At 44.6% G+C, this 22214-nt stretch carries 14 protein-coding genes; 7 read left to right on the top strand and 7 right to left on the bottom strand.

Annotation, left to right across the window (positions count from 1 at the left end):
- Position 1: 1 nt before the first annotated feature.
- On the bottom strand, positions 2-2896 hold the full coding sequence (locus AC5ZC7_RS18650) for a SusC/RagA family TonB-linked outer membrane protein (protein ID WP_511911253.1): 2895 nt from the start codon (positions 2894-2896) through the stop codon (positions 2-4).
- Positions 2897-3719: 823 nt separating this feature from the next.
- Here AC5ZC7_RS18650 and AC5ZC7_RS18655 point away from each other — a divergent pair.
- From AC5ZC7_RS18655 to AC5ZC7_RS18670, 4 genes are read left to right on the top strand one after another with little or no spacing between them, the layout of a single operon-like run.
- Entirely contained in the window at positions 3720-6944 is a 3225-nt protein-coding gene (locus AC5ZC7_RS18655; protein WP_496157389.1) for a DUF1553 domain-containing protein, read from the top strand.
- 6 nt (positions 6945-6950) lie between these two features.
- On the top strand, positions 6951-8465 hold the full coding sequence (locus AC5ZC7_RS18660) for a DUF1501 domain-containing protein (RefSeq protein WP_496157388.1): 1515 nt from the start codon (positions 6951-6953) through the stop codon (positions 8463-8465).
- A gap of 17 nt (positions 8466-8482) precedes the next feature.
- Entirely contained in the window at positions 8483-9592 is a 1110-nt protein-coding gene (locus tag AC5ZC7_RS18665; RefSeq protein WP_496157387.1) for an NHL repeat-containing protein, read from the top strand.
- Complete coding sequence (locus AC5ZC7_RS18670) at positions 9589-10914, top strand: c-type cytochrome domain-containing protein (RefSeq protein ID WP_496157386.1); 1326 nt, start codon at positions 9589-9591, stop codon at positions 10912-10914. Before AC5ZC7_RS18665 ends, AC5ZC7_RS18670 begins: the two co-directional genes overlap by 4 nt.
- Positions 10915-11060: 146 nt before the next feature.
- Here AC5ZC7_RS18670 and AC5ZC7_RS18675 read toward each other — a convergent pair whose 3' ends face one another.
- The 5 genes from AC5ZC7_RS18675 to AC5ZC7_RS18695 form a co-directional block, all read right to left on the bottom strand.
- Complete coding sequence (locus tag AC5ZC7_RS18675) at positions 11061-12029, bottom strand: hypothetical protein (RefSeq protein ID WP_496157385.1); 969 nt, start codon at positions 12027-12029, stop codon at positions 11061-11063.
- A gap of 306 nt (positions 12030-12335) precedes the next feature.
- Positions 12336-13562, bottom strand: a complete 1227-nt coding sequence (locus AC5ZC7_RS18680) for a putative outer membrane beta-barrel protein (RefSeq protein WP_496157384.1) — start codon at positions 13560-13562, stop codon at positions 12336-12338.
- 22 nt (positions 13563-13584) lie between these two features.
- Positions 13585-14031, bottom strand: a complete 447-nt coding sequence (locus AC5ZC7_RS18685; RefSeq protein WP_496157383.1) for a hypothetical protein — start codon at positions 14029-14031, stop codon at positions 13585-13587.
- A 393-nt stretch (positions 14032-14424) separates the two neighbouring features.
- Positions 14425-16470, bottom strand: a complete 2046-nt coding sequence (locus tag AC5ZC7_RS18690; protein ID WP_496157382.1) for a plastocyanin/azurin family copper-binding protein — start codon at positions 16468-16470, stop codon at positions 14425-14427.
- 10 nt (positions 16471-16480) lie between these two features.
- Entirely contained in the window at positions 16481-17908 is a 1428-nt protein-coding gene (locus tag AC5ZC7_RS18695) for a 3-keto-alpha-glucoside-1,2-lyase-like domain-containing protein (RefSeq protein WP_496157381.1), read from the bottom strand.
- Between the two features lie 456 nt (positions 17909-18364).
- Between AC5ZC7_RS18695 and AC5ZC7_RS18700 the strand changes: the two genes are divergently transcribed.
- From AC5ZC7_RS18700 to AC5ZC7_RS18710, 3 genes are read left to right on the top strand one after another with little or no spacing between them, the layout of a single operon-like run.
- Positions 18365-19243: a RagB/SusD family nutrient uptake outer membrane protein gene (locus AC5ZC7_RS18700; protein ID WP_496157380.1), complete on the top strand. Its 879-nt coding sequence runs from the start codon at positions 18365-18367 to the stop codon at positions 19241-19243.
- Positions 19244-19270: 27 nt separating this feature from the next.
- Positions 19271-19654, top strand: coding sequence for a BACON domain-containing protein (locus tag AC5ZC7_RS18705; RefSeq protein WP_496157379.1), 384 nt, complete (start codon positions 19271-19273; stop codon positions 19652-19654).
- A 44-nt stretch (positions 19655-19698) separates the two neighbouring features.
- The gene (locus AC5ZC7_RS18710; protein WP_496157378.1) at positions 19699-21228 is read left to right on the top strand and encodes a sulfatase/phosphatase domain-containing protein; all 1530 of its coding nucleotides are present in this window, start codon (positions 19699-19701) and stop codon (positions 21226-21228) included.
- 126 nt (positions 21229-21354) lie between these two features.
- Here AC5ZC7_RS18710 and AC5ZC7_RS18715 read toward each other — a convergent pair whose 3' ends face one another.
- Positions 21355-22194, bottom strand: a complete 840-nt coding sequence (locus AC5ZC7_RS18715; protein ID WP_496157377.1) for a DUF5018-related domain-containing protein — start codon at positions 22192-22194, stop codon at positions 21355-21357.
- Positions 22195-22214: the final 20 nt, after the last annotated feature.

Below are 22214 nucleotides of genomic sequence, written 5' to 3' on the forward strand. Positions count from 1 at the left end.
GTTAAAAACCAACGTTTACACCGAAATTAAAAGTCCGGGCCTTAGGCAAGGCGTAAAACTCAATGCCATAGGCAAAAGCCTGCGGATAGGTGGACACTTCCGGATCATAACCATACTTATATTTCGTGATGAGGAAAGCATTCTGAACACCGGCATATACACGCAGACTGTGCAGGTGGGCCCTTTCCAGCAACCTGTTGGAAAAGTTATAACCCAGCGAAATATTCTTTCCTCTTATGAACGACCCATCTTCCAGGTAGTGATTATCCTGTCGCAAAGATGGACCATCAGAGTTGAGGCGCACCTTGGCGATATTAGTTTGCTGATTCGTCGGAGTCCATGCGTTGAGCACAGTCGTATAGCTGTTGGCCAGGGTTTGCCGGTCTTCTGAAGTTGCATAAGCGAGATTCAGTACTTTATTGCCCTGGCTCACCTGCAGGTCGATCAGCAGATCAAGGTTCTTATAGGAGAATTTATTTATTAACTCCATCGTATAAGTCGGATATGCATACCCCAGGATCGTCCGGTCGTTGCCATCGATCTTGCCATCTCCGTTGATGTCTTTTTCCTTCAGGTCGCCCGGCTTTGCGTTGTAGCCAGCCGCCTTTGCCGCTTCCTCCGTACCCCATACGCCTTCTCTTACCAGGCCGAAGAAAGTGCCCACCTGCTGGCCTACCCGCAGGATATTAGTCTGGTCAAGGAAACCCGGACCAGGGAATATGTCTTCATTATGCGTGCCGAGGGCCAGGATCTTATTCCTGTTCATGGTAAAATTAATGGTCGTGTTCCATTGGAGTGGGCCTGTCAGGTTATTGGTCATCAGTCCTAACTCGATCCCCCTGTTGCGTACCGAGCCGATATTCTTCAGGATATTATCATAACCGGAAGTCAATGGAACGGGGGCTGAGAGCAGCAGATTTTTCGTTTCCTTGTCGTATATGTCCGCCACAATGTTGATGCGGTTGCCGAACAACCCCAGATCCACGCCAAAGTCAAACTGGTTGGTCTTCTCCCATTGCAGGTCCTGGTTAGGTATGGTACCCTGCACCACGCCGGCAGCCCTTGCACCATTAAAGATGGCGGTATTCGAAGTCAGCGAACTAATGGACTGATATTGTCCGATCTCGGAATTACCGGTGCTACCGTAACTGATTCTTAATTTAAGGTTGTTGATCACCTGACTACTCTTTAGGAACTTCTCCTCCGAAACGCGCCATGCAAAAGCTGCCGACGGGAAGAAGGCATATTTGTGATTGGCGCCAAACTTCGAAGAGCCGTCATACCTGCCCGTGGCAGTAAAAAGGTATTTGTCTTTCAGTGAATAAATTGCCCGGCTGAAGTAAGAATTGATCTGCCAATCATAGGCACTCGACGTAGGCGGATTGGGGACAGCAGCGGCGCCAAGATTATTCCACAAATAAAAATCACCATCAAAGTTAGAGGCCGATGCACTTACAATTTCATAGTTATTCTTCGCCCATTCGGCGCCTAATATCACATTGAGGTTATTATCACTATTGAACGCTTTTTTGTAAGTAAAATAGCTGGAACTCTGCCAGTATACTGCTTTGTCCGCATTAACGCCTGCGCTGATCCGCTGATAAAGGCCCCGCTGAATGGCCGCCCCACTGGCTGCATTATTGTTCTTATTGGTATTGATCTGACCGGAAAAACTGGTCCGGAAGTCAAGGTCATGGCTCAGTCGAATATTGAAGAACGTACTGCCGAGAACCACCGTCCGGTTATTGATATTATATTTTGTCTGCAGAATATTTACCGGATTATCGGCGCCTTCCGAAGCGAGATGCATCCAATTGCCTCCCCAGCTTCCATCGGGCATTTTTACAGGGATCATCGGCAGCGCTTCCAATACTTCACGGGTGGCTGTAAGACCGCCAACCCCATCGTCCTGTATCCTTTCCTGGAAATAAGTACCGGACAAGTTCAATCCCGTGCTTAACCAGTCATTGACCTTGCCATCAACGTTGATCCGCATTGAATATTTTTTGTTATAGGTCTTTAGTAACAACGCTTCATCGTCCTGGTAACCATAATTCATGCTGTACCGGAGGTCCTCATTTCCTCCTGTTACAGACAAGTTGTGGTTTTGAGAGAAGGTAGGCTTATACACTTCCTTCTGCCAGTTCGTGTTATACCTGGGTGTTCCATCGGGATTATATAACGCAGGTTCCAGTGTGGCGAAATCCGGGTAAGCCCGGCCCGGTACAAAGGCATAAGCGGCCTTTTCGACAGCCTGGTACTCCGTGGAATTGAGGACTGGAATTTCCCGTGGCAATACGTTATAACCACCCACGAAACTGTAGTTTACCATAGGTTTGGCGTTGAATCCATGCTTTGTTGTGATGATAATAACACCACCGGATCCCCTCGCACCGTAAATGGAAGTCGAAGAAGCATCTTTCAATACATCGATGGTTGCGATATCATTCGGGTTGATCGTCGTATAGTCGACACCGATAACACCGTCCACTACGAACAAAGGATTATTGGACGCATTAATGGAGTTGAATCCACGGATATTAATGCGGTAGTCGCCGGGCCTGCCGGAATTGGTCGTAATATTCAGCCCGGGTACCTGGCCTGCCAACGCGCCCAGGGCATTGGGAGACGGACGCTCCCTGATCACGGCGGTGTTGATGGAAGCAACGGATCCTGTCACATCCACTTTTCGTTGCGTACCATAACCAATCACAACAACATCCCCGAGCGATTTGCTACTGAGTTTCATTTGTACATTAAGAACGGTTTGGTCTCCAACGGGTATTTCCATAGATTGATACCCGATGTAACTCATGATCAGCACAGCGTGTGGTGGTACGTGGATAGTGAAAGATCCTTTCTCGTTGGTAGTAACAGCGCTACGAGTACCTTTCACAACAATACTAACTCCGACCAGGGGGGTCTTGTTTTCGTCCAATACTGTCCCGGATATTTCTTTTGGTTGAGTTTGGCCATATGCAGCCGTAAATGAAAGAAAAAAAGTTAGACAACAACATGAAAATAGTTGTTTAAGTTGAAGTGCATTCAGGAGCCGATTCATAATGGGAATTAGTTTAATTGTGTAATAACTATTAACGTGGCAAGGATATAATGATAACGTTATCCAAAAATAAATATAGGCTGTGGCTTCATCTACAATTGGTTTAATGGATACTTAAAGTATATTACTCTCTTTATACTATTATCTGCCGATTTTTGAAAACCAACTTTTTCTTGTTGTAAACAAAAGTGATCGCGCTAACGCACGATCGAAAAAGCGGTTCCACAATGATTAGGGAAAGGAGATATCAAAGGAACCTTCGATCATATGAGAGATCTGTGGATGGATGATAATATTTGCCCCGACAAGCTAATTATGAACAAGTGGTTGAAAGCAGGATTTATCGAAATACTGCGCTACACTATTTCGATAAAATACTTTAAGTTTCGATTAAAATACTGCAATAATGCTGATGTTAATCGATATATCTTTAGATCCTTTTGAAACTACCATGGATACAAACGAAATCAGCAATGCGCATGATTTCCGGGTTATCCGCCAAGGTTTCCGATAAAGGCTTTTAAGGCTGGATTTCTTACATTTAGTATAGATGTTCCGCTTTCCTGGCGATGAAATATACTTAGAACAACCATCCACTGAACCAAGGGCGTTTGTGCTACGGATAATATATTGATTATAAACGCGGAATATTTACGTTATGAGAAGGCTCATATTTATATTGTTTAGTGCTGCATTGTTACTTGCTGTCATCTTCCACTATTCAACGGCCGTTGAGTTGCCGCCTGATGTCAGGGAAGCTTATAATGCCTTACCTGGTTCACCGGACTATAACGCAGACGTAAAACCGATCCTGTCTGACAAATGTTTCGCCTGCCATGGGCCCGATAAAGCCAAGCAAAAAGCGGGCCTCCGGTTGGATATCGCTGAAGCTGCCTACGCCGAACTTCCCGACAATAAAGGTAAAGTGGCTATAGCTCCCGGAAATTTAGACGGCAGCGAATTATTTCACCGCATCCTGTCAGATGATCCAAAGTACATGATGCCTTCACCCGAATCGCACCACACCCTTACGGCCCAGGAAAAAGCCATTCTGATCAAATGGATTGACAAAGGTGCAATTTACAAACCTCATTGGGCTTTTGTTAAACCGGTAAAACCTCATGTACCGTCGGCAGATGGTATTATAAACAACCCTATCGATAATTTTGTACTGGCTAAACTAAAGCAGCAAAAGTTGTCACCATCAAAGGAGGCAGATAAAGAATTACTGCTGCGCCGCGTTACACTTGACCTTACAGGACTTCCACCTACCCTGGCAGAAATAGATGCTTTCCTCAGAGATGGTAGTCCTAATGCCTATGAAAAGCAGGTTGACCGGCTACTGTCTTCCCCGCATTATGGAGAAAAAATGGCGGTTGACTGGCTGGACGTTGCCCGTTATGCCGATTCACATGGATATACGGTTGACAGGATCCGGGACATGTCGCCTTATCGCGATTGGGTGATCAAAGCTTTTAATACCAATTTTGCATACGATAAATTTATACAATGGCAGCTGGCCGGCGATTTAATGCCACATCCCACCCGCGACATGATCATTGCCACCGCTTTTAACCGCAATCATCAACAAAATATGGAGGGTGGAATTATTGAAGAAGAATTCCAGACAGAATATGTGATTGATAGAACCAATACTTTTGGCAATGCTATGCTGGCCATGTCTGTAGGCTGCGCCAAATGCCATGATCATAAATTCGACCCCATATCTCAAAAGAATTATTATGAGTTGTTCAGTTTCTTTAACAACGTAAAAGAAGCTGGCCAGATATCCTTTGATGATGCACTGCCTACACCAACGTTGCTATTACCTACTGAACAAAAAGAAAAAATAATCCAGTTCATCAATAACAACATCAAAAAAGAGCAGGAAACCCTTGCTCAAACGGAAAGCAAAGCTGCTGCTGCCTTTGAGAAATGGATAAATGACGGTGGCTATAAAAAACTATCTGCGGACAAAATTCCTGGTAATGGTATACAGGCCTACTATACTTTTGATAAAGGGAGCCTGGCCAATAAGATAAACCCTAAAGATATTGCCACCATGAAACGCGAAACCGGGCAAGCTGGCGAAAAGGCGGTATTTGAAAATAACGGTAATGGAAAAGCCATTGTACTCAATGGTGACAGTTGGCTGGATCTTAATAAAACCGGTATTTTCAGGAAATCGCAGCCATTTACCATAGGCATGTGGGTTAATATTCCCAGGCAACTAACCGAGGGCGTTATCTTTCACAAAAGCAGCTCCGAGCGTTTGTATAATTTCAAGGGATATCATCTTTACCTGAATCATAACAAGCTGGAGCTGAATATAACCCATACGGGTCCTTCAAATGCTATTACAAAAGTGAGCATTCCTGATGTACCGCGTGATAAATGGATACAACTTACAGCCACTTACGATGGTTCATCAAAGGCAGCCGGCTTGAAATTATATCTGGATGGATCGGAATTACCCATGGAAACCACGATGGACGAATTAACCAAAGATATTCTTTTTAATGGCGGAGGCCCTGGCCTGCAAATAGGCGCCTGGTGGCGTGGCCGTGGTTTTAAGGATGGTAAGGTGGATGATATCACTGTTTATGATCGTACTTTAACACCCTTCGAAGTTAAAATCTTAGCGCAAAAGGCAAGCTGGTCGCAAATTACAACTAAAGATAAAACCGGGTTTACTCCGGAGGAGTTAAATAACTTAAGGGCATATTATCTTTCAGCAGTAGATCCGGATGTACAATCCGAGGAACAAAAATTAACTGCATTAAGAACTGAATTATCAGATTCTACAGAGAACATTGATGAAATAATGGTGATGCGGGAAATGACCAAACCTAAAAAAACATTTCTCCTGAAACGTGGCAATTATGATATGCCGGGAGAGCAGGTTTATCCCAACACACCGGACGCTATTTTACCCTTTGATAAGCATCTGCCAAAGAACAGGTATGGCCTGGCACAATGGGTAACCAGCCCTGATAATCCACTGGCTGCAAGGGTGGCAGTAAACCGTTTCTGGCAGAACTTTTTTGGAACTGGCATCGTAAAAACTTCGGAGGATTTTGGCAACCAGGGCGAAATGCCTAGTCACCCCGAATTACTGGACTGGCTCGCTACCACTTTTATTGAATCCGGCTGGAATGTAAAGCAGCTCAATAAAATGATTGTGATGTCAGCCACGTACAGACAGGATTCCCGGGCAAGCAAAGCCACAGTAGAAAAAGACCCGGAGAATCGTTTCCTGTCGCATGGCCCGGCTTATCGTATGCAGGCCGAAATGATCCGCGATAACGCGCTGCTGGCAAGTGGATTGCTGAATGAAGAAATAGGTGGTAAAAGCGTGAAACCCTACCAGCCCGAAGGACTTTGGGAGATTAACAATACCACCTACAAACCTGATACCGGCAAATCCGTTTACCGGCGCAGCCTGTATGTGATCATCAAGCGCTCGGTACCTAATCCAACACTGGCAACTTTTGACGCCACCGCGCGTAATTACTGCACCATGCGCAGGCAAAAAACCAATACGCCACTGCAAGCATTGGTGACCCTGAACGATCCAACCTTTGTAGAAGTGGCCAGGGTAATGGGCGAACAAATGACCCGAATGCATGACAGCCGTGAAGCCATCATTACAACTTACCGTAAACTCACCGGACACAGGCCTACCCCTGACGAGGTAAACCTGCTGTTCACACTACAACAGGCCGAGTTAAAAAAATTCAGACAGCATCCTGAAAAACAAACGGGCTGGCTTAATACGGGACAATATAAAATCGATAAAACGCTGGACAGTTCAATGATTGCTGCCAATTCAGTTGTTGCCAGCACCATCATTAACGCTGATGCATCATTAACCAAAAGATAAATTTATATGTCTGATTTTCATCATGATGCGGAGTTCAGACTCCATACACCGGAATTTAATGAGCTCAATAAAAAGCTTGACCGCCGTAATTTTTTAACTAAAACATCCTTAGGGATCGGAGCACTGGCACTGGGTTCATTATTCGGTAATAAACTGTTTAGCAGTTCGCCCCAGGCAGCACCTGTATCGACGGGCGACCTGGAGGCCGATATTTTAAGGGCACTCCCCCACTTTGCACCAAAGGCAAAAAGGGTGGTATATTTGTTTCAAAGCGGCGGCCCGTCTCAATTCGAAACATTTGATTACAAGCCCGTGCTGGCCAAATTGATGGGCCAGAACCTGCCCGATTCGGTACGCAACGGACAACGGCTTACCGGCATGAGTGCCAACCAAAGCGCATTGCCCATGGTGCCATCCTATTACAAATTTAACCAGCATGGCCAAAGCGGAACCTGGATGAGCGAGTTGATGCCTTTTACCGCAGCAGTAGTGGATGAACTTTGTATAGTAAAATCAATGCATTCAGAAGCGATCAATCATGACCCGGCTATTACTTTTTTTCAAACCGGTAATCAATTACCCGGCAGACCCTCTATTGGGTCGTGGATAAGCTATGGCCTGGGGTCAGACAATAATAACCTGCCAACTTTTATTGTGCTGGTTTCCAAAAACGGACAAAAAGATCAACCGCTATATGCCCGGTTATGGGGTAACGGTTTTCTCCCATCTAAGCACCAGGGTGTGCAGTTTAGGGCAGGCAAAGACCCGGTGCTGTTTCTAAACAACCCTGATGGGTACGATGGCAAAGACCGTAAAGAAATGCTGGAGTATCTGTCAAAACTAAATCAGATGCAAAATGCTGCCTACGGCGACCCGGAAGTAGACGCCCGTATCGCACAGTATGAAATGGCCTATCGCATGCAAACCTCCGTACCAGAGGTAATGAGCACTGCAGACGAACCCAACGAGATATTTGAAATGTATGGACCTGATAGCAGGGATTCCGGTACCTATGCCGCCAACTGCTTACTCGCGCGTAAGCTGCTGGAAAAAGATGTAAAATTTATACAACTATACCACCAGGGTTGGGATCAGCACAGCAATCTGCCATCGGGCATAGCCACACAATGTAAAGCAACAGACCAGGCTACTGCCGCATTAATTAAAGATTTAAAACAGCGGGGCTTATTGGAAGATACATTAGTCATTTGGGGCGGCGAATTTGGCCGTACCGTGTATTCTCAGGGCAAGCTGACGGCAAATGATTATGGCCGTGACCACCACCCGCGTTGCTTTACCATGTGGATGGCAGGTGCAGGTGTTAAACCCGGTATCACTTATGGAGAAACAGATGACTTTAGCTATAATATTGTAAAAGATCCAGTACACGTACATGATTTCCAGGCCACGCTGCTGCATCTTATGGGGATAGACCATGAACGGCTTACCTATAAATTTCAGGGAAGACGATTCAGACTTACAGATGTAGAAGGAAATGTTGTAAAAAATATATTAGCTTGATACTATAACATAGATTCATGGAAAACTCAAGAAGAAATTTCATCAAAAATGCCACTATGGCGTCTGCTTTGATTGCGGCCACTCCTGCAAAAAGTTTTGCCATCTTGCACAAGGATGTGCAGCCTGATGATCATATCATTGGCCAGGGCGCATTTACCTACAAAGCAGATAAAAGTTGGGCAAAAATCAGCGTAAACACCAACCCGCTCGCTAACTGTCACGAAATGGTGCAGGATAGTAAAGGCCGTCTCATTATGTTGGGCGACCATACCCATAACAATATCCTTATATTCGACAAATCGGGTAAGTTGCTGGATTACTGGGGCACTGCCCTTCCCGGCGGGCATGGTTTAAGCATCAGCAAAGAAGGTGACGAAGATTTTCTGTTATTGACCGATTGCGGCTGGGCCCAGGACAGAACAGGAAACGGCTATGGCCAGTCAGGACAGGTACTGAAAACTACGCTGGACGGTAAACTAATATTTGCAATAGGCCACCCACGAACGATTGGTATTTACAAGGACGATGAGCCCTTTAAACCAACAGAAACTGCCGTTGCTCCCAATGGCGATATTTATGTTGCCGATGGTTACGGCTCTGATTATATTATACAATACAATAGTAAAGGACAATATATACGCCACTTTGGTGGACATCATAACACCAACAAAGACCATAATCTGATTAATGCACATGGCGTAACCGTTGATACCCGCGATAAAAATAATCCTACTTTGATTTGTACCTCGCGGGAGGAGAACTGCTTTAAAGTATTTACGCTCGATGGTAAATTCATCAAGCGTATAGACATGCCCGGTATGTACGTATGCAGGGCAGTAATCAATGAACAGAATATTTATGCCGGCGTGTGCTGGTCAAAAGATGCCAATGGTAAACGCTTTGATTATTCGGGCTTTGTAACTGTGCTGAATGCAAATGATGAAGTGGTATCAAACCCGGGAGGAGCTGCACCGGTATATAAAAACGGTATTTTACAGCCAACATTGCAGGCAACAAACCCTGTTTTCCAGCATGGCCATGATGTTTGTATTGATGAGGATAAAAATATGTATGTGTGTCAGTGGAATGCCTATCACACAGCCCCGGTGAAATTAACGCGTATATGATATTAGGTAACATTAGTACGTTTTCAGGCCATTTGCATCCGCTTATTGTGCATCTCCCGATTGGCTTTATTTTACTGGCAGCAATTTTTAATATCTTATCATACACAAAAAAGTACGAGAATTTAAAACCGGCCGTATCAGTAACCTTACTAATTGGGTTTATATCGGCAATTCTGGCCTGTTTGTTCGGCTATATATTGTCCTTATCCGGCGATTATGAAAAGAGCATATTGATCCATCATAAGTTATCCGGTATTACCCTTACCGTTATTTCTGGTGTCGTATATTATATCTCTACAGAAAAAGTGATGCGGGAAATACGCATTCCGAAAAAGCTATTCTCCGTTTTACTTCTCGGTGTTATAGCACTCATGAGCTATAGCGGGCATCAAGGGGCCAGTCTTACGCACGGGAACGAATACCTGAGTGTGCACACACTGATGCAGCAGGTGCGCAACAAACCGGAAAGCGTCCAAAGTGCGATGATATTCGAAGATGTTGTTGCACCTATTTTACAAAATAAATGTGCTCAATGCCATCAGGGGAGTAAACAGAAAGGAAACTTTTCAGTCGAAAACCTGCAAACGTTATTAAAGGGAGGCAAGAGTGGCCCGGCAATAGTACCGGGGAAATTAGCCGAAAGCGAATTATATAAGCGGGTTACACTCGATCCCAGCCATAGCGATTATATGCCTGCGGATGGCAAGCCACCGCTTTCAGGAAATGAGCTACTGATACTTAAATGGTGGATAGCGAAGGCCGGTGCGGTAGAAGGTAAAACATTAGCACAGTTAAAGGGAGCAGATTCCATACAAATGCAGGTAAGCACCTACCTGGGCTTTAATAAAACATCTACGGGCAATGCTGACGGGAATGAAATTACTCAGACTATTAATCCTGACATTCCCATACATGCAGACACTTTACCCATGGCGCGTCTACGAACAAAAGGATTGATGGTGAGATGGATGCTAAAAAAGCCTGTGATGCTGGATGTTACACTACCCGCCAATTCCGGTGTAAAAATGTCGGAGATCAGGGACGACCTGATCTCCCTGGCCAAAAATATTGTTTGGCTGAACCTATCCGCCAATAACTTTACAGATAGTGATCTACAGATTTTAAGCTCATTTATTAATCTTGAAAAATTACGGATAGAAAAGAACCCGGTTACCGACGATGTGTACAAGGATCTTGCATCTCTTAAGCACCTGGAGGCTGTCAATTTAAACGAAACTAAAATAACGGAGACGACCGTGATCAACCTGAAAAAAAATACCGGCATCAAACGAATTTATACCTGGGGCACCGCAATAAAGTAAAACTAGCGCCCGAAAGATCGGGCGCTAGTTTCACTACCTGCTACTGATCCTGAAATTATTGTGAGTAGACCCTGAAAAAAAATCTGCCTAAAGCAACCGGATACCAAATGCTTTACTCAATGGCAAATCCAGTGCTACAAAATCCGCTAAAACTCTATTACAGGTCCATTATCTTTCCATGAAGTATTTCCCAACCCCACATTTACTCCGTTACCAGCTCCCACTGAGTCAAACAGGTTGCCTGACAAAACAGTTCTCTTGCTGGTATAAAAATAGACAGGAGCAATTGTTTTACTTGATATCACTTTATTATTATCACCATAACAAGTAAAACTTATTGTTGCAATCGCGGTATCAACTGTTAACAAATAAAACTCCTTGGTGTAGTTAATCGTTCCTATCATGGAGTCATTTACCTGTTGGACAAATGGACGGTACCCGGACAACTCCCTATCAGGTATGACCATGGCTCCTGCTACCAGATTAATCATACCTGGCAAATCGTTTATACCAATTATGGGATCCCCCATAGGGTATTTATTCAATTTAACTACTAGCTGCTTTGCCCCATTGGGAATCTTATCTTTAATTGTAAACTTAAATTTAGAAACTACCCTATCCAATACCATATTCTGATTTATGGGGCCACTTACATCCAATATCATCCTTTTAAGGAATATATCCGTTCCGGGATACCCCGGGTAAAGATAAACCGGTCTATTGAAAGGAAAGTATAGATAAAAGAGAGAATCTGCATCTCTTGATGCAACCATGGTAGCCACATATTTACCAGTTGGCAAAGAATCATTGATGATACCAAAACTCGTATCAGCAGAAGTTTGACGAATTACCTTGACTAAATGCCCATCCGAGTAATTGAAAATAAAAAGAGAAAGGTAATTAGTGTAATTCCTTAATGTATCCTGGTTAGCAGTCCTTGCTACAGCGCCTGAAGCTATTCTGCCAAATCCTTCCACACTTTGACTAAACCCTGAAACACTAAATGTTACCGGGTTATTCTTTTTAACTTCGGGAGTATCCTTTGGGCTGTTATCCTTCTTACAGCTGATATAAAGAATGGACGCAACAACAAAAAAAAGGGAGATTTTTTTCATAGTTTGAAAATTGAGGTGTGCCATGAACGTTATTTCATCATGACAACTTTAAGATTAACAATACTATAAAGATAACCCAAAAATTGAAATATGGGAAATCTAAGTACAGTAATCTGCATGATGCCGCTCAGGATTAGTCGCTACCAGGACGGGCTTTCCAGTGACCTTAATAGGCATTTATCTAAGTGACATTAATGTGATACGAATAGGGTTGAGCATGCCAACATTTTCAACCATAAAATCCTCAGGAAACTTTTTTATTGTGTACCTCCCTGGTTGACTCCTTTTGTTTTATTGTTTACCAGCTTAGAACCGCCAGGTGGCTCCTATACTGAGCCTGAAATTATTTTGAGTAGACCCCGAGAAAAAAGTAGGCATGTAATCTGCCTGAAGCAAACGGATGCCAAATGCTTTATTCAATGGTAAATCCAGTGCTACTCCAACATTCGGGGTGAAGGAATGTTCTGTGGTACGATCGCTGTTGATACCATTGGCAGTGAATTTATAGGAATACGTTGAAATACCGAATAACGCATGAGTCGAGAAAATGACACGAGGCGCTGGCGTAGCAATCGGCAGATACGTAATACCTGCTGTTATATTCCATTGCTGATAGTGCGTTGTAAATTCACTTTGTTTATCGTTATGAAAATAAATGCCCACGTCCAGCGTAGCTCCAATCTTTGGTGTAAAAAAACGGGTATACTCCCCTGTCCCCCCAAAGCTGCCATAGTGAAGATCTTTATCTCCAAAGTGTACATAACTGGGTCCTAAAAAGATCAGGTTCTTTGGAAAATAATTTAAATGATAATTATTACGATGAGGAGGACAACAAGCCTCCGGACAACTATTCAGGCCCGCTTTTTTAACTACATCCAGGATATTGTCACAGGAAAGTTCAGGTGCCAGCGTTGCCATGAGGTCATTCTCGTGACCTGAGCAGGGTTGGCCACAACGTATCTGTGCGGCAGTAGCGGTACAGCAGTTACCTCCATCCGGATCAGGAGGCGGCTGGCAACTGACCTCTACTTTGGAAGTTTGCGTGATGGTATCATACACCCGGGAGCAGTATTGATCCTTCAGCCCTGCCAGGTGCAATACTTCATGGCAGTAGGTTCTTGGCGGCTCATTCCTTCTCCAGGTACCCGTTTTGGGGCCTCCATTTGGTGTTCCTATATGTGCATTGGAGGGTAGTCCGTCATTGTCAATCATCGTAATATGATGAAATGATTTTTTATCATCCTCACTAAGCGAAGACCATTTTTTTACGATAACGTGGCTAAGTACCTGGCATCCATTTGATGCATCATTTTCACAGGGTATGACACATTTTTTGGAATAACATTCCTCCAGTTGATCACGTACAGCAATTACATCCGCATCTGTTCCATCTATGCCAATCTGCAAGATAACATGTACCGTGCATCCATTTTCTTTATCACGTTCTACCGTGGTAGCATGATTTTGAACAGCACAACTCTGTACCAGCAAAAACCCGGCGAATGTCAACGCCAGGAAAAGAATGTATTTCATGATGAATTATTTTGAGGAAAGGTTATTGACCATAATTAATCCTTATGCCACGCGGTGCCAGCATGGTATTGAGCTGCGCTACCAGCTCATGAACAGCTGGAATATCTGTATTCAGTAACGTTACACTATGCTTCTGGCCAGCGCTGTTCAATGATAAAAAGATACCGGCGCCATCTGCCAGGTCGCCGTTATATTTCTCTCTGAGGCTAAAGAAACCAACCTGCTTCGCCTTATCTAAAAAAGATGATAGCTGAGATACCGGGATGTCGAATGACGAAGAATCTTTTACGGGTCCCTGTACATCCTTCAGATAGAATACACAATGTCCCTGATGGTCGATAAACAGATTTTGATTGGTTCCCCACGGTGCGCGTGAACCAGCATTTACCTGCACCACTACCTGAGACCGGGCAGTGACGGCAATAAAAATGCTTCCCAGTAGTAAAATGCTTCTAATGTGCTTAATCATAGCCAATAGTTGAGCTTAAGTGAATAGAAAGAGGGGTATAATTGGGGTAATAATATATCAGCTCCTGCTAAAATTAACAGCAAAAAAAGAGAAAGGTTTAATTTAAAAAGCAAGTAACGCGAAAGGAGGCATCTCTCCCCCATTTAACTACATAACAGCATTATCTACTTGCCTTTCTACTTTAAATATAATTTGCATTCCTATCTATTCACATATTAATATTTCCGCACGTTCAAAAGAAACACAGCAGCGGAAGAAAAAAGAGAAAACGGACGATCTGTTTTGGTGGTCAGGCTTCTCTAATAGACTACAAGGTTACTAAGAAGGCTGTCTCTTGTTGAAGTATACATCAACAGGAGACAGCCTTCTTTCGTTTATTTTTTAAGCGCAGCTTTACGGCGTCACCTTCAGTACACCTTTCATTACCATAAAATGACCTGGATAAGTACAGATATACGGATAATCCCCTGGTTTTTCCGGGGCGGTAAAGTAGATCACATCTGATGTTTTTGGCTGCAACAATAACGTATGGAAAAGCACCTTTGAACTGGCAGGAATATAACTGGCCTGTTGTCCGTTCAGTCCCATTTTAGACGCCAGCACTCCTACTTCATTACCGGCTCCCGGAGCGGTGAGTACAAAATTGTGTAGCATGTCATCACTGTTCTGAAAGGTGAGTTTTACCCGGGCGCCAGCTTTCACGGTCAATGCGGTAATGCTGAATTGCAAACCTGGTTTGGTAGTAAGGTTGATGGCCGTTATAGCAGTGCCCTTCCAGCTTGCCGGTTGTTTGGTCAGGTGTTTCACATTGCTGACTGCAACAGGAGCAGCGGTGCCGGCAGCCGGCATGTGCATATGCATGTGGCTCATTTCCGGGCTTACTTTATTGGCGGCGGTGATCAGCAGGGGCTGCCCCTCCGGTATGTGGTTAAGCGTATAGTAACCATAGTTATGCAATAAGGTGTTGTTATCTTCCGATACAACGCCTTCCGCTCTTATTTCATGGATATATCCTTCTCTCAGACTATCCATTACCAGTCTTACACGCATATGATCTGGCGACACTTCTATGGCTTTCAAAGGGCAATTACCCTGGTTAATAACGGGGCTACCATAATTGTGATGATATTGATAGGTGAATGTACTTACTTTGTAAGAAGCTGCATCCTTTGCCGTTTTTTCATCAACAGGCCGGGTAAACGTAATTTCAAATCCATCTGGTTGCGCGGTGACGGTTTTCATTTCAAAAGGAATCTTTTTATTCCATACCAGGCGTTGCAGGCCAAACAGTCCACCGCCGGTAGCGCCCCAGCCGCGGGCGGTCATGCCTACAAACATACTGCCGTCTGTACCCCAGCACATCCGGAGTATCCCGGAAGAGAAACCTTCTCTGAAAGGGAATACAATCCCCTGGTATGTGCCTTTTACTTTTTCGAGAAACACGCGCATGATCTTACTCTGTCCCTGGTCGCCAACAAACAGTTGTCCGTTGAAGGGCCCCATGTTGGAATCATTTTCATCACTGAGTATACCTGAAGTAGATACACCGAGGATGGTGTGTGGAAACCATACAGAAGGGGTTTTAAGATGAGGTACCCGTTTCGCTACCTCGTATTTCGGTTCATTGGTATCTGGTATATCTTCTTTACGCAGGGAAACAGTAGATCCTGGTAACGTGGACCATACCAGGCTGGCGGGATTACCTAAAAAATCACCTTTCTCTACATGGGTGATACTGCCGGATCCTACCCAATCGCCCTGGTTTTCAGCATAAAACATATCGCCTTTGTCGTTCAGGCCAAAGCCTGCCGGCGACCGCATTCCTGCGGCAAACGGTGTTAGCTTCCCGTCATCGGATATCTGTACCATCCAGCCATGCCATTTGGAAAGGCTTTCACCATGATCTCCCACCCAGGCGAGGTTCAGGTTGACCATCATATTGCCGTTTTTATCCAGCACAGGCCCATAAGCATACTCATGATAGTTGCCTTCTAACGGCCAGCTATATACGGTTTCGTATACGTCTGCTTCTCCATCACCGTCTTCATCGTGCAGCCGCGTCAGTTCACTGCGTTGCGTGAGATAAAGATCTCCTTTGATATAGTTCAGGCCCAGTGCTTCATGTAGCCCCTGCGCAAACAGGCGGTACTGTGGCAGCTGACCATTTTTTCCGTAGGGGTTGGTGATGATCCATACTTCGCCGTGACGGGTAGATATCGCTAATGCGTCGTTGGGAAGCAATGCCATACCACCCACTTCCAGGGCAACGTTTTGAGGTATAGGAACCGTATTGATGGTATAGAAGTCCTCCTCTTTCTGCGATTTCACGGAATCCTTTTTTTGCTGTGCCGTTGCTATCGTTATCCCCGACATACCAATGGCGCAGCATAGCCAGTATTTTAGCGAGAGTGATATATTCTTCTGAAAAAAAGTGTTCATGTAAAAAGAATTACCAGATGATGGAATAAGTAATGGGATCTTTAGACCCGGAAACAGGAACAAGTATTTCCTGTTGATTGCCCAACTGCCTGACGAGCGGTTTGAAACGTTTATCTATGCGGATATAATATGATTTTCCGTCAATAGCATATAGTCCGTCTTCCAGGGCATCAATACGCGGCGCCGCCGCCACTCTGCAGTAAAGACCTGCCGGCGCATTGATCACAGTAATATCCCTGACCAGCGAGGTGCCATCCGGATTTGCAGCTACCTTGTCTGTTACGGAGGTGCCGTTTATCACATAATTGAAGGTAGGATTACGGGCTTTATCCAATACATAGCCTTTGTTTTGCAGGTCATCAAAAGACACATCGGCAGGCCAGGGGGTGTTTACATTCGCTAACACCGCCAACGAAGGAGCGCCGGATAATTTAGTCACACTTCCCAGTGGAACGGCGAGTTGCGGCTCACCTCTGTCGTGCCACATTTCCGTTACATCCAGGAAATTCCCTCTCCACATTTCCAGCAAGGCACCCTGTTTCAGGTCATACGCATAGTTTACCTGCGAAGGATAGCCCACCGAAATGATATGCGTGCGTTTTTTCCCTTCATAATTAAAGAAGCTCCTGAGCAGATATGGACGGCTTTGCGGGGTGATGATAATGGGGTTATCGAAATGGCGCTGTTGGCCGGTGCCGTCTGCCAGCGCGTTCAACGGACGATAACGGATATTACGGAATGCAATGTTGCCCTGGTCACCCTGTAACATTAAAGGCCCGGTTGTTTTCTCATCTTCAAACATAGCCGAACGGGTAGGCCCTGTTACGGTAGCCTGTTGTTGTACCAGGGAGCCGTTTAGGTATACTTCCTCAAACCTTGCGTCAGCAGTTTTTTCACCCGCCTGGTTGAACCTGGGCGCACGGAATTTCACAGACAGGTGTTGCCATAATCCCGGTGCTTTGGACACATTCATTAACGGGGCAACACCCTCGTATCCTTTTTGTTGCGCGTTATTAAAGCGTTGATAAATACCTCCACAATCTGCAAAGGAAGGGGCTGTCTTTGTCCAGCTATCGACCAGCTTCACTTCATATCTTCCTTGCAGGTATACCCCTGAATTGGCATCTTTTGCCATCATGAAGTCAAGTTCCAGTTCAACATCCCCCCACTCTTCCTTTGTTACCAACTGACTATTATTATTCTTGCCTGTAATGTTCACGGCCACGCCTTCCCCTGAAGCCAACTTCATGTCGCCCGGCTTTGTCAGGTCTGTACTGGCATCGCCTGCGATATGCCAGTTGCCTCCGGGATCCCTGAAGGATTGCCAGTTGTTTAAGGGAACGGTCACCCAGTTATTGCTGACCGTTTGGGCGTTGCTGTCCGATGACCAGGCAGTAACAGCCAGTATACAAATGGCCCATTTTCTAAAACTGCTCATAGCTATTGTTAAAATGTGAATTAAAATTAAGTGTTATAAAGACATTTAATAAACACAGACTGGCAGGCAAGATACAACATAAACAATGTTTTAGATAGCATGTGTGATACTATTTTCAGCTTTCCCCTTTCGTTAACGATGCAATTATTACTCCCGGCCGGATATCACGTACATCCAGCTTACTAAGCCACAAAATAGACACCTTCAGCAAAAGAAAGTTCATCGAAATTATCAACTCCTTATGTTATTTTTGCAAGCTTTATGAAAAGCTAATGGAATTACTGTTTTTTCATTAACGTACAGTTGGTAATCTCTAATGTGTACCATGAATGCCCCTTGCATTGTGCTTTATGTGTACGATGCCAGGTCTCTTTCGCATTTCACACAAACGATTGTGTTTGCACCTTTATAAATTCTTGTTTACCTTGTTATGTAATCCCTGTAAAACAGCTTGCATTGACAGATACTAATCATCTTGATGAGAAGGCAATGGTGGCCCTGCTCCGGGCCGGCCAGCAGGCTGCTTTTGAAAAAATATATGAATTATATAGTGAGCGGCTGCTGGGGGACCCACGTTTATCTCAAACCGTGGTAGTACCTGGTGTGCAGCAATTAAAACCAGGTACAATAGCCCCGGCGTATCCCGCGTTGAATGGTACGAGCTTTAATATGAATACCACTGGTTACGCGCTGGCAAAGTTTTTAGCCTACAATGATCCGGTGGCCTATACAGATGACAACAAAGATCAGACGCCTGCCATTGCCTTCAGGTATGCAGAGGTATTGCTGAACTATGCAGAAGCAGCTGCAGAGCTGGGAGATGATGCAACATCCATTACCACTGTTTTAAAACCCCTGCGTGATAGAGTAGGCATGCCCGTTATGAATGTTGTGAATGAATTTAATGGAGATGTAAACTATCCATTCCACGACTTAAGCCCCCTGCTACAGGCTATTAGAAGAGAGAGAAGAGTAGAGCTGGCATGCGAGGGATTCCGCCTGGACGACATTATGCGTTGGTGTGCCGCCGACGTACTCGTAAAGGGCAAAAGGCCTTTGGGCGCATTGTTTACAGGAAGTGACCTTGCTCAGCAAAATACGCCTACCGGGTTCTACGGTTCTTCTTTGTTGATTTATGATACCCCGCCTGCGGGCAAAAAAGTAAATCTATACCTTTCAGGAAATCCGGGTGATGCGTTACGATACATTGATCCATACAAGGCATCGGCACCAAATGGTTTTGGATTTAATCTCAAAAGAGACTACCTCCTGCCAATTCAGCAGCGGCAGTTGCAGCTGACCGGTTTTAAGTGGGTACAAAATCCCGGTTGGTAATTTCTACACTTCCAAAAAAAAATATTTATGTGTAACTCAAAAAGATATTTAAACGCCGCAGTTGTAGCCGGATTACTGCTCTGCGTGGCTACAGCCTGCAAAAAAGATAACCAGCCGGTAAAGCCTGTGCCGTCAGCGTTTACTGCCACCATGAAGCAAAACACCAACTTCCCCGCAAGCGGAGGTAAAGATACGATTGTCATCACCGCCGGAACTGATGGCTGGTGGGTTACCATCCCAGACAGCAACTCATCATGGTGTGCTGTCTCACAAAAATATGGATCGGGAAACTTCCTGTTGCCCGTTACGATAGGCGCCAATACAACCGGCGCCCCCAGGCAGGTAGTTATTACGCTAAACCCCAGCTATAATTTGCCCAGGGTAGCTATAACACTAAATCAGTCGTACTAGGTTTTCAATGTCAAAAACAGGAATTAAGCTAATAAATACTAAGTATGAGACTTCGAAACTGGATGGCCCTGTTATGCTCACTAACAGTTTCTGCAAGCGCCTTAGCGCAGAAAAGGCCCAATGTAATCATTATCGTATCTGATGACCACGCGTATCAGGCCATAAGTGCTTACGGCAACAAATTGATAAAAACACCCAACATTGACAGAATCGCCCATGAAGGAGCAAGATTTGACCGGGCATATGTCACCAATTCAATTTGTGGCCCGAGCAGAGCAGTAATTCTGACAGGGAAATACTCCAACAAAAACGGGTTCACCGACAACGAACATTCCCGTTTTGATGGTGCTCAGAACTCGTTCATCAAAGAACTTGCAAACAATGGTTATCAGACAGCCTGGATTGGTAAATGGCATCTTGAAACTAAGCCGCAGGGCTTTACTTTTTGGGAGATACTACCCGGGCAGGGGCAATATTACAACCCTGATTTTATTCAAATGGATAGCTCCAAAACAAGGATACAGGGTTATGCTACCAATATCATAGAAGATCTCGCTGAAAACTGGCTCGATCAACGTGATACATCCAAACCATTTTGCCTGGTAATTGGCCATAAGGCAACGCACCGCGTGTGGCTGCCAGACACCTGCGATATGGGTATGTACGATCACATCATGTTTCCGCTGCCTGCTAATTTCTACGACGATTATAATACCAGAAAAGCTGCTGCAATACAGGATATGTCGATTGCCAAAACCCTGACGATGGGGTACGATCTAAAAATGTTTGATACTGATCAGGCAGCAAACAAAGATGGTAATATCAATCGCATGAATCCTGCGCAACGCGCACGTTTTGATAGCTACTATAAGGCCATCCATGCCAGCCTGAACGCGCAACATCTTTCCGGCAATGCGCTGACAGAATGGAAGTATCAGCGCTATATGCGTGACTACCTGAGTACGGCAGCATCGCTGGATCGTAATATTGGCCGCACGTTGGGTTATCTTGATAAGCACCGGTTAACAGAAAATACTATCATAATTTACCTGTCAGACCAGGGCTTCTACCTGGGAGAACATGGCTGGTTCGACAAGCGCTGGATGTATGAAGAGTCGTTCCGAACACCAATGGTGATGCGTTATCCCGGCGTGTTAAAACCAGGCACCGTTAACCGTAATTTTGTAATGAATGTAGATATAGCACCTACCCTGCTGGATGCTGCCGGTATTAAAATACCTGCCGACATGCAAGGAGAATCGTTCCTCCCATTGCTGAAAAATGCGAAGCAAAAAGGAAGAGAAGCCATGTATTATCATTACTATGAAAATGGTGAACATTCAGTATCGCCTCAATTTGGTATCAGAACCGCACGCTATAAGCTAATTCGTTATTACAAGCGCGTAGCGGCGTGGGAGTTATTTGATCTTGATAAAGATAAATCTGAGACAAATAACATCTATGGCCAAAAGGGCTATGAAGCCATTACTGCACAATTGAAAAAGCAGTTGTTAGTATTAATTAAAAAGTATGAAGATGCGGAAGCGGAGGAGTTGATGAAGGTAGAACCGTGACACTAGAATGAATATGCAGAAAAATGCCCCTGGACGTTAATTCCAGGGGCATTTTCCTGCATTCAATAGCCTGCGCACCACCTATATTCTAATAAACTTTACTTCATCATCCAAAAGAAGAAATGATTATGGTTTTAAAGTCAGGACAGTATTGAACCTTCTCCAGTTTGCAGGGTTACCGCCGCTATAGTAATAATAATTCAATGTAAAACGTTTGTTCACCGGATCATAAGTGGATGCCGGTGTCCCCTCTTGTTGAATAGACACGACAGCATCAGGGTCGCTGGAAATGGTCACTGTGTTATCATTATTCACGGTGATAAAGTAAGTGATCCCGGCATTACTGAAATACCAATATCCGGCGGTAGCCTTCAATTTGTTTGGCCCTACAGTAATCAAATCCTGCACATAATTAGCCGGACAAGTCTGTAATCCTGCAGACGCATGATTGAGTGTACCGGTTTCGACATAACTACCCTCCCACTTGTTCACAACTGGAAGAGGTGAAATCGATACTACCCAGTTTTTCTTATCGCCATTTGCCGCCATCACCTCATATTGCGCGGGCTGTGTAAAATCACCGGGCTTTCCCAGGGCTGGTGAAGACCCAATCGGGCTTATAATAGCTGCTTCAGGAATATTCGCATAACCCCAAATTTTACTTAGTGTTACCTTAGGCTTTTCAGTCCGCGGAAAACCGGCAGGAAAAGATGGATTTACATATACGGTGTCCTGGGAGATCTTTACTACACGGCTTAATTGCACTGTCTTCGCCAGGATACGCGTATTTTCCTGTGGTGTGCCTTTGTTATCAACAACGGTATCAATGTATTTGTAGTAGAGGTTAAAATCGCTGATATTGTTTAATGAGGAATTATTCATGCCAGGCAGGTCCTTTTTTAAACAGGAAGTCATCACCAGTGAACCAAGTACTATGATAATAAAATTGAGATATCTGCTTTTCATATTAAACGGAATTGAATTGA

It is taken from the genome of Chitinophaga sp. 9-1-y (genome assembly GCF_059511905.2).